The following is an 18092-nucleotide window of genomic DNA, read 5'->3' as shown; positions in this document are numbered from 1 at the left end:
TGCGAAAGCTGCGCACTCGGGTGTGGCTTTCTTTCTTTTTTTCCCTTTCCAAAACTCCCCTCCCCTGTCCAAATACGAATCAAAGAAAACTTTATTATCATGAAACCATTCACAGTTTATTGTTTGAGCGACAACGTCAGCCGACAAACGATGAAATGGAGAATATCGAAATGTATACAGATTCAAAAATCTTGAAATCTCTGTTTTACATCCAGCTCTTCTCAAGTTTTCTCGTTGTAGTCGGTCATTTCACGGCTTCTGCCCTTTCGTTTACGGATCCATTTTGGATCGTGGCCCTCAATCAGATCAGTCGCTACGGCACTGTCCTGTTGACGATCGCCACCGGTTATTTGACTGCTTATTCTTTTGAAGCCAAGAGCCCTACTGCTCGCGAGTTTTTTTCAGGGAAGCTCCTGTATATTTTTGTCCCGTATTTAGTATCTGGCGTCCTGTACCATTACTTGTTGAAAAAAGGAATGCCTCATACTGCCCAGGACTTCACAAACATTGTTCTCGGCAAAACAGGTGATCATCTGTACTTTGTGTTTATGATTTGCCAGTATTACGTTTTTGCCTATCTGTTTCGCTGTGTGATCACGAAGCGCAACATTTTGTATGTCATTTGGATTCTGCTCGGTATTCAGTACGTGTACATTAATTTCATCCATCAGGGCTGGTTCGGGCTCACCACGCGTCACATGCTCCCGAGCTGGATCTTTACCCTGTACATGGGGCACGTGTTGTATTGGTACCGTGAATCGATTCTTTCCTTTTTGCGAAACAACCGCTCCATCCTGACGCTGATGACGGGTGTTTCCACTGCGGCTGCGATGTTTTTTGTTGTCTCAAACAAGCTGTATGTGGCTGTGCATTTGACTTTTGTGTTCGCCACGCTTCTATCGTTTCTCGTGCTCATGGTCTTCTTTCTGGAACGCGTCGATCGTTTGCACATCAAGTTTCGAAAAGGGCTGACGTATTTTATTTTCTTGTTTCACTCTGCTTTTTTGATCATGTTCAAAGATTATCTGTTTGCGAAATACGGCGAGGTCTCTTGGCTGTTTGAAAACACGTGGTACTCGCTCTTGTACTTGCTCCTCATTATCGGGTGCAGTTGTCTGTTGGCGCTCATGCTGGTCTGGCTGGTAAACAAACTGGAGCGTATCTCCAAAACCATACGACAAACACGCAGGCAGCTTCACGCTAGCGAATAAACAGCTTTTTCACAAAAAAATGACCTATTCATGGTGCACGTCTGTATCGATCGTGCCTTCATGAATAGGTCGTTTTTTGTGGCATTAAATATGATGGCTCATCGACATCGAGCCACTCGTACACGTGTCGCAGGGCTTGAATTGCATGGAAAATTTCGTCTGCTGATCAGTAGACTCGCACGTAATCGTTCCCCCATGCCGCTCAATGATTTCTTTGCAGACGTATAAGCCAATTCCAGTACCGAGCTCCTTCGTCGTGAAAAACGGTTCAAAAATAACCGAAAGCAGGTCAGGTGGAATTGGCGATCCATTGTTGGAAACGGTAATCAAGGAACTGTCAGGCGTTTGGGACACCTCAATGACAATCTCCTTTTCGCCTGTTTTTTTATGTAACGCATCCAGCGCATTGGAAATGATGTTGATAAACACCTGCTTCATCTCATCCTTGTAGCCTTTTAGTTGAAAGGTAGGGTCGATACTGCATTTGATATCCACATTCACGTCAACGATATTCGGATAGAGGAAGGAAAGAATCTCATCGAACAACTCCCAAACGCTAAAAACCTCCATTTGCTTATAGACGGCTCCCTTTTTCGAGACCAGCAAAAACTGCGAAACCCGGTAGTTCAATTGCCGCAGCTCATTTTCAATAATCTCTACGTAAGGGAGATTCGGATAATCTTCTTTTAACAAACGAGAGAATCCCATAATGGAAGTAAGCGGATTCCGGAATTCATGGACGAAGCTGGATGCCATTTGTCCCAGAATCGTGAGCCTGTCTTTGTGAGAACGCTCGATAAATAGCTTCTTCTCTTCCAAATCGCTGTCTTTGAGGTCGGTGTATTTGAAAACAGCGTGTACCAAAAAGACATCAAAGCATTCGTTTATTTTTAATAAGGCAGGCATTAAAGCGGCAGGCGTAAACGGACCTTTTTGGAGAAGATCGATAACCATTTCCCGGCCCATGCACACGTTGGAAACGAAATCGCCAATGTTGGTCTCTGCCCGGTTTCGTTCATATGCGACCTTGTAAGCCAATTCTTTAATATCCTCAAGAGTGATTTCCGAACGAAAATATTCAATAACCATACGATACAGTGCTTGCCCATTCAGATGGATCAATCCTTTGTATTGATCACTGTCCGAAACGGCAATTCGTCGCTTGAATTCTTTCACGATCGTTGCCTCGTGCTCGTCCAAATATACTGCCAAGTCATCCATCGGCATCTATCCCCACTCCGAATAATAGGCAAATCCCCTTCCAACCTATTATACTACCATCACCGTTAATTAACTAAATATTTTTACTAGTTGAACAAAAAGAAATGACAAGGGGAAAGGAGCTACTTGTCATCGTAGCTCCTTTTGCTTACTACGTGCTTATTTTTATAATCGTCAATGTCGCTCCAGCCCCTGTAAGAAGGGTAGCGGTTCCCAATAATCCAAACAGTTGCAGCGTGATTGTGGCTCCAGCGGTGAGAGGGGCGATGACGGTATTATTGAACGATGAAAGTGATAAAGTTGGTGAGATGATAGTTGGTGTGTATGGCGTCCCATTTATCAAGATCCTCGAGCTAACCAGTAATGCAGCTGTTGTATTGATGGAATACGAAATCAAATAGTTGCCTGCCGACGGAACCGTAAATACGGTATTGGCGCCATTCACGGAAATGCCACCTGCTAACACCTGGTTGTTCGGTAGAGGGATATTCGTTCCTCCTAGGATTACTGCTATGAGAGATCCTGAGGTATTGGCTCCGAAGGCGTTGATGTTGGTGAAGACTGTACCGGTTGCTCCGGTGGCTCCCGTCTCTCCAGTGGTTCCAGTTGCCCCGGTTGTTCCGGTTGTTCCAGTCTCGCCCGTTGTTCCAGTCGCTCCGGTTGTTCCAGTTGATCCCGTAGCTCCGGTTGGTCCGGTAGCCCCGGTTGTTCCAGTCGCTCCGGTTGTTCCGGTTGTTCCAGTCTCGCCCGTTGTTCCAGTCGCTCCGGTTGTTCCAGTTGATCCCGTGGCTCCGGTTGGTCCGGTAGCCCCGGTTGTTCCAGTCGCTCCGGTTGTTCCAGTGACTCCGGTCTCTCCGGTGGCTCCAGTCTCTCCCGTTGCTCCAGTCGCTCCAGTTGATCCGGTTGATCCAGTTGATCCGGTCGCTCCGGTCGCTCCGGTGGTTCCGGTCGCTCCGGTCTCTCCTGATGCTCCAGTCTCTCCGGTTAATCCAGTCGCTCCGGTTACTCCGGTCTCTCCTGTTGCTCCGGTTGCCCCGGTCTCTCCCGTTGCTCCGGTAATTCCGGTGGCTCCTGTCGCCCCCGGTGCTCCCGTCTCTCCTGTTACTCCAGTAATTCCGATGGCTCCAGTCTCGCCCGTTGTTCCAGTTGATCCTGTCGCTCCGGTTACTCCGGTGGCCCCGATCTCTCCGGTTGTTCCAGTCGCTCCGGTTGTTCCAGTCGCTCCGGTTGTTCCGGTTGTTCCGGTTGTTCCGGTGACTCCCGTTGATCCGGTCGCTCCGGTTGCGCCGGTCTCTCCGGTTGTTCCAGTGGCTCCCGTTGATCCGGTTATTCCAGTGGCTCCCGTCTCTCCGGTTGTTCCTGTCGCTCCAGTCTCTCCTGTTGTTCCAGTGACTCCCGTTGATCCGGTCGCTCCGGATGATCCAATGGCCCCGGTCTCTCCGGTTGTTCCTGTCGCTCCAGTCTCTCCCGTTGCTCCGGTCTCTCCGGTTACTCCAGTGGCTCCCGGCTCTCCGGTTGTTCCAGTGGCTCCCGTCTCTCCGGTGGCTCCAATCTCGCCCGTTGTTCCAGTTGATCCTGTCGCTCCGGTTACTCCGGTAATTCCGGTGGCTCCGGTTGATCCAGTGGCCCCGATCTCTCCGGTTGCTCCGGTTAATCCGGTCTCTCCCGTTTCTCCGGTTGTTCCAGTAGCTCCGGTCTCTCCGGTTACTCCAGTGGCTCCCGGCTCTCCGGTTGTTCCAGTGGCTCCGGTTGATCCAGTTGTTCCGGTTGTTCCAGTGACTCCCGTTGATCCGGTCTCTCCGGTAATTCCTGTCGCTCCAGTCTCTCCCGTTGCTCCGGTTGATCCAGTTGTTCCGGTTGTTCCGGTTGTTCCGGTTGTTCCGGTTGTTCCGGTTGTTCCGGTTGTTCCGGTTGTTCCTGTCTCTCCGGTTACTCCAGTGGCTCCGGTCTCTCCGGTTGTTCCTGTCGCTCCAGTCTCTCCCGTTGCTCCGGTTGATCCAGTTGTTCCGGTTGTTCCAGTTGTTCCTGTCTCTCCGGTTACTCCAGTGGCTCCGGCCTCTCCGGTTACTCCAGTGGCTCCGGCCTCTCCGGTTGTTCCAGTGGCTCCCGTCTCTCCGGTTACTCCAGTAATTCCGGTAGCTCCGGTCTCACCCGTTGTTCCAGTCTCTCCTGTCTCTCCGGTTACTCCAGTGGCTCCCGTCTCTCCGGTTGTTCCAGTGACTCCGGTCTCTCCGGTTGTTCCAGTGACTCCCGTTGATCCGGTCTCTCCGGTGGCTCCGGTAATTCCTGTCGCTCCAGTCTCTCCCGTTGCTCCGGTTGATCCAGTTGTTCCGGTTGTTCCTGTCTCTCCGGCTACTCCAGTAGCTCCCGTCTCTCCGGTTACTCCAGTGGCTCCGGTCTCTCCGGTTACCCCAGTGGCTCCGGTCTCTCCGGTTACCCCAGTGGCTCCGGTCTCTCCGGTTACCCCAGTGGCTCCGGTCTCTCCGGTTACCCCAGTGACTCCGGTCTCTCCGGTTACCCCAGTGGCTCCGGTCTCTCCGGTTACCCCAGTGGCTCCGGTCTCTCCGGTTACCCCAGTGGCTCCGGTCTCTCCGGTTGTTCCTGTCGCTCCAGTCTCTCCCGTTGCTCCGGTTGATCCCGTTGATCCGGTCTCTCCTGTTACTCCAGTAATTCCGGTAGCTCCAGTCTCGCCCGTTGTTCCAGTTGATCCTGTCTCTCCGGTAATTCCGGTGGCTCCGGTCTCTCCGGTTACTCCAGTAGCTCCCGTCTCTCCGGTGGCTCCGGTAATTCCGATGGCTCCGGTTGATCCAGTGACCCCGGTCTCTCCGGTAATTCCGGTGGGTCCGGTAATTCCGATGGCTCCGGTTGATCCAGTGGCCCCGGTCTCTCCGGTTGTTCCGGTCGCTCCGGTGACTCCTGTTACTCCGGTAATTCCGGTGGCTCCCGTGGCTCCCGTGGCTCCGGTTGGTCCGGTTGGTCCGGTTGTTCCTGTCGCTCCAGTCTCTCCCGTTGCTCCGGTTGATCCAGTTGATCCAGTTGATCCGGTCTCTCCGGTTGTTCCAGTGGCTCCCGTCTCTCCGGTTGTTCCAGTGGCTCCCGTCTCTCCGGTTGTTCCAGTGGCTCCCGTATCTCCGGTTGTTCCAGTCGCTCCGGTTGTTCCAGTGACTCCGGTCTCTCCGGTTACTCCAGTGGCTCCCGTCTCTCCGGTTACTCCAGTGGCTCCCGTCTCTCCGGTTGTTCCAGTCGCTCCCGTCTCTCCGGTTACTCCAGTGGCTCCCGTCTCTCCGGTTGTTCCAGTCGCTCCCGTCTCTCCGGTTACTCCAGTGGCTCCCATCTCTCCGGCTGTTCCAGTCGCTCCCGTCTCTCCGGTTGATCCAGTGGCCCCGGTCTCTCCGGTTGTTCCGGTTGTTCCGGTTGTTCCAGTGACTCCCGTTGATCCGGTCGCTCCGGTGGCTCCCGTCTCTCCGGTTGTTCCAGTGACTCCCGTTGATCCGGTCGCTCCGGTGGCTCCCGTCTCTCCGGTTACTCCAGTGGCTCCCGTCTCTCCGGTTGTTCCAGTGGCTCCAGTCGCTCCCGTTGATCCGGTCTCTCCGGTTGCCCCGGTGGCTCCAGTCTCTCCTGTCGCTCCGGTTGTTCCTGTCGCTCCAGTGGCTCCCGTTGATCCGGTCTCTCCGGTTGCCCCGGTGGCTCCAGTCTCTCCTGTTGCTCCAGTCTCTCCCGTTGCTCCGGTTGTTCCTGTTGCTCCAGTCGCTCCGGTTACTCCAGTCTCTCCTGTTGTTCCTGTCGCTCCAGTTGCCCCGGTCTCTCCCGTTGTTCCATTAATTCCGGTGGCTCCAGTCTCTCCCGTTGTTCCAGTTGATCCTGTCTCTCCGGTAATTCCGGTGGCTCCGGTTGATCCAGTGGCCCCGATCTCTCCGGTTGTTCCAGTCGCTCCGGTCTCTCCCGTTGCTCCAGTGGCTCCGGTCTCTCCCGTTGTTCCAGTTGATCCTGTCGCTCCGGTAATTCCGGTGGCCCCGATCTCTCCGGTTGTTCCTGTCGCTCCGGTCTCTCCCGTTGCTCCAGTGGCTCCGGTCTCTCCCGTTGCTCCAGTGGCTCCGGTCTCTCCCGTTGCTCCAGTGGCTCCGGTCTCTCCCGTTGCTCCAGTCGCTCCGGTTTCTCCGGTTACTCCAGTAATTCCGGTGGCTCCAGTCTCGCCCGTTGTTCCAGTTGATCCTGTCTCTCCGGTAATTCCGGTGGCTCCGGTTGATCCAGTGGCCCCGATCTCTCCGGTTGTTCCAGTGGCTCCCGTCTCTCCCGTTGCTCCAGTGGCTCCGGTCTCTCCGGTTACTCCAGTGGCTCCCGTCTCTCCGGTTGTTCCAGTGGCTCCGGTTATTCCGGTTGTTCCGGTTGTTCCAGTGACTCCCGTTGATCCGGTCTCTCCGGTTGCGCCGGTGGCTCCCGTCTCTCCTGTCCCTCCGGTCTCTCCTGTTGCTCCGGTTGTTCCAGTGGCTCCCGTCTCTCCTGTCGCTCCGGTCTCGCCCGTTGCTCCGGTTGATCCAGTGGCTCCGATCTCTCCGGTTACTCCAGTGGCTCCCGTCTCTCCTGTTACTCCAATGGCTCCGGTCTCTCCGGTTACTCCAGTGGCTCCGATCTCTCCGGTTACTCCAGTGGCTCCCGTCTCTCCTGTTACTCCAATGGCTCCGGTCTCTCCGGTTACTCCAGTGGCTCCGGTCTCTCCGGTTACTCCAGTGGCTCCCGTCTCTCCGGTTGTTCCAGTGGCTCCGATCTCTCCGGTTACTCCAGTGGCTCCCGTCTCTCCGGTTACTCCAGTGGCTCCGGTCTCTCCGGTTACTCCAGTGGCTCCCATCTCTCCGGTTGTTCCAGTGGCTCCCGTCTCTCCGGCTGTTCCTGTCGCTCCCGTCTCTCCGGTTACTCCTGTTACTCCTGTTACTCCTGTTACTCCGGCTGCTCCTGTCTCTCCAGTAGTCCCAGTTGCTCCAGTGGCTCCAGTCTCTCCTGTTACTCCAGTAATTCCGGTTGCTCCGGCCGCTCCGGTCTCTCCTGTTGCTCCAGTCTCCCCTGCTGTTCCGGTTGTTCCAGTGAATCCGGTCTGACCAGTTGTTCCTGTCGCTCCAATCTCGCCCGTTATTCCAGTTGCTCCTGTTGCTCCGGTGGCTCCGGTTGATCCAGTGGCCCCGACCTCTCCAGTTGTTCCAGTCGCTCCGGTTGTTCCGGTCTCACCAGTTGTTCCTGTTGTTCCTGTTGTTCCTGTTGTTCCGGTCTCACCCGTTGTTCCAGTTGCTCCTGTTGTTCCGGTCTCGCCCGTTGATCCAGTCGCTCCGGTTGTTCCTGTCGCTCCGGTCGTTCCGGTCCCTCCTATTGCACCAGTCGCTCCAGTCGCTCCGGTCGTTCCGGTCCCTCCTATTGTACCAGTCGCTCCGGTTGTTCCGGTCCCTCCCGTTGCTCCGGTTGATCCAGTCGCTCCTGTTGTTCCTGTCTCTCCGATGGCTCCGGTCTCACCAGTTGTTCCGGTGGCTCCGGTTGAACCTGCTTTACCAGTCTCTCCCGTTGCTCCGGCTGCTCCTGTCTCTCCAGTAGTTCCCGTTGTTCCTCTCGTCCCAGTAGCTCCCGTTGTTCCTCTCGCCCCGGTAGCTCCCGTCGAACCTCTCGTCCCGGTAGCTCCCGTTGTTCCTCTCGCCCCAGTTGCTCCCGTCGAACCTCTCGCCCCAGTTGCTCCCGTCGAACCTCTCGCCCCAGTTGCTCCCGTCGAACCTCTCGCCCCAGTTGCTCCCGTCGAACCTCTCGCCCCAGTTGCTCCCGTCGAACCTCTCGCCCCAGTTGCTCCCGTCGAACCTCTCGCCCCAGTTGCTCCCGTCGAACCTCTCGCCCCAGTTGCTCCTGTCGGTCCAGTTGCTCCCCTAACACCCTTAGCACCTGTTGCCCCGGTTGGACCAGTTGGCCCCGTAATCCTCCTTGCCGGATGTTTAGAAGCATCCAGCACAGCCTCCAGTTTCTTTTGCAAAAGCATGTCTTGTTTTGTCGTTGCTTCGAGCATGTCCCGCGCACTCTTGTTTAACTCGAGCAAATCGGCAATAGTGGCTCCTGGTCCAGATAGTCCGGGAATTGTCCCGAGTGCATACTGAATTTTTTCAGCTTCCGCATTTAAAATATGACTGAGCCCCAACTCTTCCATAGCTAAAGAAGACAGCATTAAATTGAGCGCTTCTTCACGCCCTATATGAATGGTCGGGGTGATATTCGGTAAATTTGGAAATGACATGATTCTCCTCCTCTTTGAAAAGGATGTTCCCCTCCCTCATGAGTTGTTACACAAGAAGCCATGGCATACTGATTTCCCAATCACTTGAAAAAGTATTGGACAAAAAGAATGGCGCTTACTGACAACCACGAGAAAATAGAAGGAGAAAGGAAACCGTTGCTCATTCATTAGAGGAATCAATACGAGGAGTAATCGTTAGTGAAGTGCTTTACCAAACTGTAAACGGGGTCTTTGTATTCATCCATCCTCTTCCTCCAAAAAAGAAGCCATCCCCCTTAATCTAAAAAGGGATTCCAACACACTGTCATGCAGCTCTTACCAGAAACGGATGGAGAATCTCCTTCTTTAATCAACGAGGATCGATTCTATTTTTGTAGAGAAGACCTGTGCAAATAACAACTTCCCCAAAACAATACGGACAACAAGAAGGAGTATAGCCATCTATTGTTCTACCGAATCCAGTTCCTCCAGTCTTGCAAAATAAGCTTCGTTGTACGCTACACTTGGATGCGTCGGGTAGTACAGCTTTGCCATGTCGTGGTGAATTTTAGCTTTTCGTTGATCCCCGAGCCGATCGTAGCAGTAGCATAGCTGTATATGAGGCAACCACGTCCATGCCGATTCATCTACCTTCCCCATGGAACCTTGTGGCCGCTCCAATAATGTTGCTTGCCGGTACCAGTAAATGGCCTTCGGGAAATCTTGCTTCTCCGCAAAAAAAGCCCCCATCCTGCAGCAAATCTCCGCACGCGGTAGGTCAATCGCAAGTGTCCTGGTCAAAGATTGAATCTGTTTTTCAGGTTGCTTCAAGTGTGCGTAACACTCTGACTGCTTCTGGCACGCCCATATTTGGTCCTCGATCCAGCCCAAGCCTCCGTCCAAAAACAACTGATATTGCTCAGCCGCCTCTTCGTACCTCGCATGATCGAACAATTCATTCGCAAAATAAAATTGGTCACGTGGATCAAAAACTTCGCCATTTTCCTTGCGCTTTACATAGATTTGCAAATTCCGGTCTGTGTACAGCTTATTTTTTTGATGAGTAATGGCGATTTCACTGTGCAGGATTTCCCCCTCGACAGCCAAATACTCATGGACCGCCCCATGCCAAACAAAGTTGCACTTCCGTCTGACGAGGCGATTTCTTCGCAAATAGTGAACAGGCTTCCCTCGCTCATCTACCTTTAAGTGGTACGGCATCGAGACACTGTCGTAATCAAAATTGTCCATAGTCTTCAGTGCAGCAAAACGTTCCCGATCCACTTCCAAAAGCACATCGTCCGCATCCAACCAAAAAATGTACGTCATCTTGGCTTGCGCAAAAGCAAAGTTACGAGCTGCTGAAAAATCGTCCACCCAGGTAAAATCAAACAATTGTGCACCATAGGTCAATGCAATTTCCTTGGTCCGATCTGTCGACCCTGTATCGACAATGATGATTTCATCCACCAAATCGTAGACCGTCGACAAGCATCGACCGAGTGATTCTTCCTCATCCCGAACGATCATGCACAAGCTAATCGTGAACATGCAGATCGCCCCCTCCCCAGAAAATCATTTTCTCAACATCCTATTTCCGTCCATCCCCCTTTATGTATCCGTACTTTCATAACCATCTCCTCGCACGAATATGGTGTAACAATATGTTCTGACAACACTGAAAAGAAGGTGATCATCCGAATGAGCCCGCCTCTCCTTTCACTATGCATGATCGTCAAAGACGAAGCGGATCAGATCGAAGCATGTCTGTCCAGCGTGCATATGGTGGTAGACGAGATCATTGTTGTCGATACAGGATCAACCGATGGTACACAGGATATTTGTCGGAAATACGGGGCCAAAGTTCTGGAGATTCCTTGGGAAAACAGCTTTGCGAAAGCGAGAAACGCCGGCTTGCAGGTTGCCAAGGGAGAGTGGATTTTATGGCTGGATGCGGATGAAATCGTACAGGAAGAAAAACCGGGAGTACTTCGTCAGGCTGTAAGTGCGAGCAAAGGCGACGCCTTTTTTATGAAAATGATCCATTACACTGGTTCGCAAAAGGAGCAAGCTTCGCGCCACTCCGCCTACCGATCCGGGCAAATCCGTTTGTTTCGCAACAAAAAAGGATTTCGATTTGTGCGAGACATACACGAAGTGCTTCAATGGCCGGCCACCGTTTCTCGAGAGCTCGCCATCCCTTTGCTACCTGTACATATTCACCATCTTGGCTATATGGACGATGCCGTTCAACGAAAACAAAAAGCTTTGCGCAACTTGAGGCTCTTACGTCACGAAAGAAAGCAATCCAAACAAGACCCGTGGTGCGATTACCATCTCGCAAACGAATTTTTTCGCGCCAAACAATTAGAGCATGCATTTACACTGGTGAATCAAGCAATGAAAGGCTTTTTGACAACCAAACAACCTCCCCCGTCTATTTGCTACAAGCTGAAATTCGATATTCTTTTCCAGCATGGCAGTATGCGCGGAGCATGGCCGGGGATTGCACGAGCTATTCAAATCTACCCCAATTACGTAGACCTTCATTTTTACAAAGGCGTTTTCCTGATGGAGCATGGTCTGTATGCCGAGGCGATAAAAGCTTTTGAGCATTGCTTAGAGATCGGGGACAATCAGTGGGAACATTTTAGTGAGCAAGGAATGGGGAGCTTTTACGCTTTTCACTTCTTGGGACGGTGCATGGAGCGCATGGGCAAGGAACATGAATCCCTTGTCTACGATTACACAGCGAGCTCCATACACGCTTCGTACTTCGCACAAAAGCGAGAGGTGGTGCTATGAGCATGAAAACGAGCGTGCTAATCGGAAGTCCAGTTTGTCAGAAACCAGATATTCTCCGATTATTTTTGTTTTCATTAGAAAGGCTGTCGACCTCAAACTTGACGTTGCACTATATGTTCGTAGACGACAACACCGATCCGCTTTCGAGCAAAATCCTTCAAAACTTTGCAGACAAACACACGGGACAGGTCGACATTATCCCCGCTGCTGGCAGCATGCGTCCTGACACATACGATGAAACGACCCATTACTGGAGCGACGCTCTCGTTTGGAAGGTAGCCGGATTCAAGGACGAAATGATCGCCCGCGCCAAACATCAAGATTACGACGCCCTCTTCCTCATCGATTCGGATTTGCTTCTCCAGCCAGCTACTTTGGAAGTTTTGCTTGCCTCTGAAAAAGAGATCATATCTGAAATCTTCTGGACGAGCTGGACCCAAGATACCGTCCCTGTCCCTCAGGTGTGGCTCAAAGATGAATACACCCAATTCGAATGCGCACGCCATGAACAAATTTCCTTAGAAGAACAATACCTGCGGAAGTACGCTTTCTACGGACAACTCCGTGTCCCCGGCGTATACGAAGTAGGTGGTTTAGGGGCTTGCACCCTCATCCGCAAAAAAGCACTGCAGGCTGGCGTCAGCTTTAAGCAAATTCCGAATCTGAGCTTTTGGGGCGAGGACCGTCATTTCTGCATTCGGGCGCAGGCTTTGGGGTTGTCCCTTTTTGTGGATACACACCATCCCGCTTTTCATCTCTACCGGGAGAGTGACTTTGCGGAAGCGCGAACCTGGATGAAGCAAATCTACGGCTCCGCCCCTTTACGCGTCAAAACCATTCACCCTCCTGTGGTCAACAATACGATTCCCCTTGGAAACTAAGCCATTATATGGTATATTTATTCCACGTCTATTTGGATGGAAAGGTACGGTAACTACGTATGCCAACAACTACTTTGTAATGGCCTAAAAAACTGGATAGCTTGCCCTTCGGAAAACGAACTGTTTTTCGCACAGGTGCAGTCTGCCCTTTTTTCCCATTACAAAGGAACGTAACGAAATCTGTAGGTGTAAATCCTGACGGAGGTTCGCTATGGGGAATCTCCGTTTTTTTGTATCCAAAAACAGGCCTGCCCTACGGGACATCCAAATAGCAGGTGCGTTCCTTTCACTTTTTACATGAGGTGAAGGACCATGCATACCATCGAGCATACGTGGGTATTACGTGAAAATCATGAACATCAGCCAGTGCGGCGATATTGCAGCAATTGCGGGCGAACCGTTCTCTTTTTCGATACAAACGTCCGCCGCCACAACGCTAACGGCAAAAACATCTATCGCTTCGCTATTTATAAATGCGAGAAAAATCATACGTGGAACGAAAAGCTGGCCATCTACAAAGCCTTTACAGATCATCGGGAGGTGCCAGATATGGAGTTCAGTGAAGAAATCGCGCCACTCACTCCTCTCCCCTTGCATGACTACCAGGAAAAGGGCGTTCGGGAAGTGACGATTCGGATCGAGCGCGCAGAGACTCGCTTCCGCCTCGACAAGCTGCTATCTGAACAGATAGAAGGCTGGAGCCGCAGCCAGATTGTCCGCAAGATCAAGGACGGGCAAATTCGCCTGAATGAACAGGAAACGAAACCAAGTGCTGTCTTGAGTGCAGCGGATATCATTCAAATTCGGATTGTGTAAAAGTATGTATAGGGAAAAGTCGCAGACGGGATCTGCGGCTTTTCTGTTATTTCTTCAATACGACCGCTTTTCGCGGCTCGTCCCACTCGACTTGCAATCCAAGCAAGTCAGCCAGCTCTCTTGTTTTCGCGAAAGTAGTTCCCTGGTCGTTTACATAGGAGACTTCCTGTCCGTTCACGGTTACTTTTTGAGTGGAAGGCTCCCATTCCACGGCTCCACCCACTGCCTCCGCAATCATTCGGATGGGTACATAGGATACATCATCGATTAGTTTCCCGGTGGAAGAAAGTGTCAGTTCAACTGTACACTTATCCACATCAGGCTGTGGTTTTTGTGGATAAGCTGTGAGAAACCTGTGGACATCCTGTTGAAACTTTACCCATGCGTCCTTCGCTGACACTCCCGTATATTTTTGAGCGGTCGTATTGACGACAAAAAAGGCCGGGCAGTTTTTCCCTGTAATGTCGTAATGACGCCACAGGTGCTCGACTCCCCAGCCATGTCGTTTCAAGATATCCGCGGTCAATGCCACTGTTTGCTCGTACATTTTCGCATAGCTTCCATCTGCATTGACGCACATTTCAATCCCAATCGTGCAGTTGTTCGGGTAATTGCTCAATTTGGTCAAGGCGGCCTGTGAATAAGTTTTCGCCCCGACGTGGTAGCCCATCTCGTCCTCGGGCAGACAGCGAATGATTTGCTTGTCGTCCACGATGTAGTGGGCGCTCGCTACTGTCGTCGGTCTGTTGAAGTAGTTTCGGTTTGCAACGGCATCTGCACCGCTGCGTTCGTTGGCCGTCCAGTGGATGACGACTCCTTTTGGGACGATCTTCTTTTTGGGACGGGAATTTACGTTGGACAGAAGCATCTCGGTGATTTTCATTGTTTACTAGGACTCCTTTCGTTTAGCTCGCTCAGCCTTTGCCTTGATTTCGGCGCTGACTAATCTCTCGATGGATTTGGGCATCGGCCATCCTGCGCGGTGGGCATTGGCGGTCAGGCTTGTCCACGTGTGGTAGATGAGGCCGAAGGTGACGCCGTAGAATAAGAAGCCTGGGGTGCCCATGACGCGGTCTAGGAGATTGGCTACGGCTGGTAGGGCCATGAGGAATAAAGTGCGCGGAATTCGGGAGAGGCCGTAGTCGGAGGAGTAGGATTGGTCTTTTTTGGCGGCGGAGATGCCTGTGATCCAGTCGAGGACGATTAGGAAGAAGAGGACAATCAGGATGTCTTGGCGGTTGGTGCCGTATAGATAGTGAAAGGCGGGCGACACGATTGCACCTGCTGTTGTCGCCCAGGCGTTTGCTGGGGTTGCGATGCTTTCTAGGCTGTGTAGGGGTTTCATGGTGTGTCTCCTCCTTTTAGTCCCTTATAAAGGAATAAAAATAGCCCCGCTAGGAACGGGGCGAGCTGTTGGTCTTGGTGCTAGATAGCTAAGTTTTCCATGAAAAAGCGCCTCTCCTGAGTAGGATAAGGCGCTCTACATGCTTTTTTGTGGTTGTGTCATAATCTCTGTTTTTTCTGGCTCTGTGATGTGCTTCTTGGTGACGGCGATTGTCAATTCAGCCTCTGTCCAAACTCCGTCTTCCCAGCGCATTTTGCAGTAGTTGTACAGTTTGCTTGTCATGAATTATCCCCTCCTGTTTTATCTTGTTCTTATGCAAGCAGTATAGCGTCTAGCGCGTCCTGCGTTGCTTTGAGTTTGGCTTCTAGTTGTTCGATCTTCTCGTCCTGCGTCAATGGGCGGTCTACGTACTCGTATACAAGTTTTTTCGCTTGTGTGTCGACCTTCAAGATAGCGTCCTTTTGCGGGATACTCTCCGATGTCGGGATAGAGCTAACTTTGAGGAAATCACCCTCGTAAGCCATTTCCGCAAAAACCTCGTCGTTGTAGGCGATCCTGTCAACTTCCGCGACTGTTTTACCTGTTTCCGGTGTGTACAGTGCATAAATCATAATATTTTCACTCCTGTTCTGTATAAAAAGACTTGATTAGTGCTTTGGAAAACGGCGGCTGCAACACCTTTTCTCGTTACGACAGAATGTAGGTTTTGCGTTTGGCTTACATTAGCGAGTTGCGCTACATTTGTCGAAGCTAACATTCCACCACTTTTGTTTACAGTCACCACCGCCGGGAAATCAGAACCTATTGTGTACTTTAGTAATCTAGTTCCGTTGTCTGCTGCACTTCCGTTGAGTCGCATACCTTGCGAAAGACTGACATTTACGTTATTTGCTATGTTTTTGTAGGTAATGACTCCTGTGGTTATGTCGACAGTTCCGCTCCTCATTCTTGACGTGACGATATAAAACTTACCATCCGCTTTATCAAAATAGAGGTACGGGATGGCGTCGCCTAAACTCGTCGACCACACTTTATTTCCTAACTTGTCATACTTATGCAGTTGGCTGTTTCCGACTCCGTAAAAATTATCGTTGCCGTCAACTTCTAGTGTGGAAAATGCAGCCATCAGAAGGTTTGCGGGATTGTAATTGTCGAATTCAAAAGCCAATGTCTCTGCATTGAACTTTTGCATCCTGCATCCACCAGCTTGGTTATTCGACATGATGTGATAGAAATACTTTCCTCGAACTGCGGATATACCCGAACCCATCCTATTAGGTTGGTCAGGCCAAGGTTGGTTGTAAAGTATGTTTAACGTCGATGCTTCCAGCACCATTAACCTAACGCGACTGAAACAAATGATTCTATCTAGTGACGGGACGTACTCCATGTAAGTTTCTAGAGAACTCATGTCGGATGGCAATACAATAGAAGTGAGCATAGAGCCTGTTTGGTTATGCTTCCTCAGCGTTCTAGTTTGATCGACGACAAAGATATTACCTATGTTATCCATCGCCAATCCGCCATCGAGAACAGATGATCCACTAGAAAATGTGGTGATCATTTCCGAAATGAACCCGGCACTATCCAAAGGGACGAAGCTGTTTTTTCGGTATCCTCCATTGCCGACTCCGTGATTGTGAAGAAAGGTATCGATGCTCATTAGTCGTTTTTCACCACCTGTGACAAGATTTGTCCGTCGGCGTCATACGTGAACGTCCAAACCTCTGTGTAGTAATTAAATCCCGATAATGAATAATATTTTTTTGTTAACGTTTGGTAGTTTCCTGATGAATCAGGATTCGACAGCGTACTCTTCATTACAAGAGCGCCATTTCGCTGCTTGTAATCCACGACCGTATAAACGCCATTGGAATCTTTTCCGCTTTTAAAAACATTGTAATCTCCGATGCGCTTATTGATATGCGTAATGTCGGCGGAGTTGTCATATGGCGTAGCTCTCGATCCGTTTTCTAATTTCAATTTTCTCCACGCTGTATTTGTGTTTGTTGAGTTAGGAGGTAAGGCTAGTCTCACCTTGCAATAAACTGTGTTCACTGGCGCTATTGACGTTATTGAAAAAAATTCCCAGTGCTTACCTGACGGAATCAAAACCTGTTCTTGTTTCAAGGTATTAAGGTTTGAGTCCATGTAATGAAGCTCAACAAGCGCATTGGCCCCGATTAAGCCGACGGTATAGACTTCGCCCGAAAGGGTTGTCTGTGCGGTTGGAGCTAAACGAATCGGGGTAGAGTCTAACGATTCATATAATGTCGATGTATTTGAGTAATGACCGAAAAAGTTAACTTCGCCATACCCCCCCTCACCTGCGAAAAAGTTACCGTGATTTGTAACGTCTTTCCACCCAATTAAATCCAACGCTGCCGACGAGTTGAAAAGTGCATTTTTATTCCCCAAAAGCGCATTCATGTTTTCTGCGTGCAGAAGTGTTTTACCGCTGACTGATGGATCGGTTCCATCGTGGGGAAGTTTTATCAAATCCCTAACCCAATTGCCATCGTCGCCCACCAAATGAAAAGCAGTTGCGCCACTATCATTAACAATATTCACTATCTTTTTGTCAGCCTCACCGTTTAAATCTTGAAGTTGCAAAGTCGGCGTATTGTTGGCGATGGTGAGTGTAGAATTTCCGTGTTTTCTTGCGTACTGCGTGTGCGGGTCGGTAGCAACCGTGTGAGCATCCAATTTTGCTTGAGTACCTCCTGCCTCACCTGTAATACTGAATGCACCTTTACCAGTTCCATCAAGGCGGGGAATCTTGTTTGCTCCATTATCAGCAACTTCTGTTTGCTTAACAAACACCTCCTTCGACACCATGTTCCTACCGTCAACCGAAGTAATGATAGAACTCGCATCGGTAGCAAAGTACCACAGCTTGCATTTAGCATCGGCTGTTGCCTGGGAAGTCGTGTTTTTCACCACACCATCAGAATCCAAGTAAATATACTGACCTTGCGTGGCACTTAACTTAATACTCCCCGCATTCACTTCAAAACGCACACCATTTACATAAGCCACGCCAGCTGTCCATTGAGCTGTTAATCCGCTTGCTGAAAACTCCAATCCTGAAACCACCGGACTACCAATCACTGTCTGCGCCAAAGCCTCAGTAAGTACCTGCGCGTCAGCAATCCCTTGCTCCATTTTATTCATCCGTGTTGCCGTTACCTTTGTTCCCTGCTGTACAACCTCCCCTGTTACGGGGTCAACAATATGATCAACCCAGGTCGTCTTTTGATAAGCCACTTATACCACCTTCACTTCCAGAGAAAATTCAAAAGCAACCAACAGCCCGCTGTCACCCTTTACCACCTGCATGTTTTTAATTGCTAGAGCGTTACCCTCACCGTCCACTAATACCGCCGACTGAATGCGACCTTGTGCCTGTACATCGTCTAAGTAGATATATTTGGTTACTTTGAAGCCATTTTTAATTGTTTTGTAGATCGGATAGGATCGTAACGTACCGTCTACGTTAATCAATGCCCCTTTAATCTGATTACTTAAATCATCTCGCAATAATTCTAGTAACCGATTTTGGATGATAGCCAAGC

At 50.6% G+C, this 18092-nt stretch carries 14 protein-coding genes; 4 read left to right on the top strand and 10 right to left on the bottom strand.

Features of this window, described 5'->3' with window-relative positions:
- Positions 1-170: 170 nt before the first annotated feature.
- A complete protein-coding gene (locus EL268_RS03645; RefSeq protein ID WP_106657342.1) occupies positions 171-1211 on the top strand; it encodes an acyltransferase family protein in 1041 nt (346 codons plus the stop codon).
- A gap of 84 nt (positions 1212-1295) precedes the next feature.
- On the opposite strand, the gene EL268_RS03640 is transcribed toward EL268_RS03645, so the two are convergent.
- From EL268_RS03640 to EL268_RS03630, 3 genes are all read right to left on the bottom strand, one after another.
- The gene (locus tag EL268_RS03640; protein WP_106657341.1) at positions 1296-2438 is read right to left on the bottom strand and encodes a sensor histidine kinase; all 1143 of its coding nucleotides are present in this window, start codon (positions 2436-2438) and stop codon (positions 1296-1298) included.
- A gap of 145 nt (positions 2439-2583) precedes the next feature.
- Positions 2584-8691, bottom strand: coding sequence for an alpha-helical endospore appendage domain-containing protein (locus tag EL268_RS03635; protein ID WP_197724039.1), 6108 nt, complete (start codon positions 8689-8691; stop codon positions 2584-2586).
- A 441-nt stretch (positions 8692-9132) separates the two neighbouring features.
- Positions 9133-10221 (bottom strand): glycosyltransferase family 2 protein, encoded by a 1089-nt coding sequence (locus tag EL268_RS03630; RefSeq protein WP_106657206.1) that lies wholly within the window; start codon positions 10219-10221, stop codon positions 9133-9135.
- A 150-nt stretch (positions 10222-10371) separates the two neighbouring features.
- Here EL268_RS03630 and EL268_RS03625 point away from each other — a divergent pair, with 150 nt between their 5' ends.
- The 3 genes from EL268_RS03625 (at position 10372) to EL268_RS03615 (ending at position 13172) form a co-directional block, all read left to right on the top strand.
- Positions 10372-11475 carry a glycosyltransferase family 2 protein gene (locus EL268_RS03625; protein ID WP_106657205.1) on the top strand — a complete coding sequence of 368 codons (1104 nt, stop codon included), beginning with the start codon at positions 10372-10374 and terminating at the stop codon, positions 11473-11475.
- 2 nt (positions 11476-11477) lie between these two features.
- Positions 11478-12356: a glycosyltransferase family 2 protein gene (locus EL268_RS03620; protein WP_232030243.1), complete on the top strand. Its 879-nt coding sequence runs from the start codon at positions 11478-11480 to the stop codon at positions 12354-12356.
- A 312-nt stretch (positions 12357-12668) separates the two neighbouring features.
- Complete coding sequence (locus EL268_RS03615; protein ID WP_106657203.1) at positions 12669-13172, top strand: S4 domain-containing protein; 504 nt, start codon at positions 12669-12671, stop codon at positions 13170-13172.
- Between the two features lie 46 nt (positions 13173-13218).
- Here EL268_RS03615 and EL268_RS03610 read toward each other — a convergent pair whose 3' ends face one another.
- The 7 genes from EL268_RS03610 to EL268_RS03585 all read right to left on the bottom strand — a co-directional run bounded on the left by EL268_RS03610 (position 13219) and on the right by EL268_RS03585 (position 18090).
- Positions 13219-14055 (bottom strand): N-acetylmuramoyl-L-alanine amidase, encoded by an 837-nt coding sequence (locus tag EL268_RS03610; protein ID WP_106657202.1) that lies wholly within the window; start codon positions 14053-14055, stop codon positions 13219-13221.
- Positions 14056-14061: 6 nt separating this feature from the next.
- Entirely contained in the window at positions 14062-14517 is a 456-nt protein-coding gene (locus tag EL268_RS03605) for a phage holin family protein (RefSeq protein WP_106657201.1), read from the bottom strand.
- A 135-nt stretch (positions 14518-14652) separates the two neighbouring features.
- Complete coding sequence (locus tag EL268_RS32630; protein ID WP_164724428.1) at positions 14653-14799, bottom strand: hypothetical protein; 147 nt, start codon at positions 14797-14799, stop codon at positions 14653-14655.
- 29 nt (positions 14800-14828) lie between these two features.
- A complete protein-coding gene (locus EL268_RS03600; protein ID WP_106657200.1) occupies positions 14829-15128 on the bottom strand; it encodes a hypothetical protein in 300 nt (99 codons plus the stop codon).
- Positions 15125-16180: a hypothetical protein gene (locus tag EL268_RS03595; RefSeq protein ID WP_106657199.1), complete on the bottom strand. Its 1056-nt coding sequence runs from the start codon at positions 16178-16180 to the stop codon at positions 15125-15127. The genes EL268_RS03600 and EL268_RS03595 overlap by 4 nt, the downstream gene beginning before the upstream one ends.
- Complete coding sequence (locus tag EL268_RS03590; protein ID WP_106657198.1) at positions 16180-17784, bottom strand: hypothetical protein; 1605 nt, start codon at positions 17782-17784, stop codon at positions 16180-16182. The genes EL268_RS03595 and EL268_RS03590 overlap by 1 nt, the downstream gene beginning before the upstream one ends.
- Positions 17785-18090 carry a hypothetical protein gene (locus EL268_RS03585; RefSeq protein ID WP_106657197.1) on the bottom strand — a complete coding sequence of 102 codons (306 nt, stop codon included), beginning with the start codon at positions 18088-18090 and terminating at the stop codon, positions 17785-17787. It lies immediately after the preceding gene.
- Positions 18091-18092: the final 2 nt, after the last annotated feature.

It is taken from the genome of Brevibacillus brevis, assembly GCF_900637055.1.
In the GTDB taxonomy this organism is placed as follows: Bacteria; Bacillota; Bacilli; order Brevibacillales; family Brevibacillaceae; genus Brevibacillus; species Brevibacillus brevis.
Note: the sequence above shows the minus strand (reverse complement) of the source record. Positions and strands in the feature narration are given on the sequence as shown.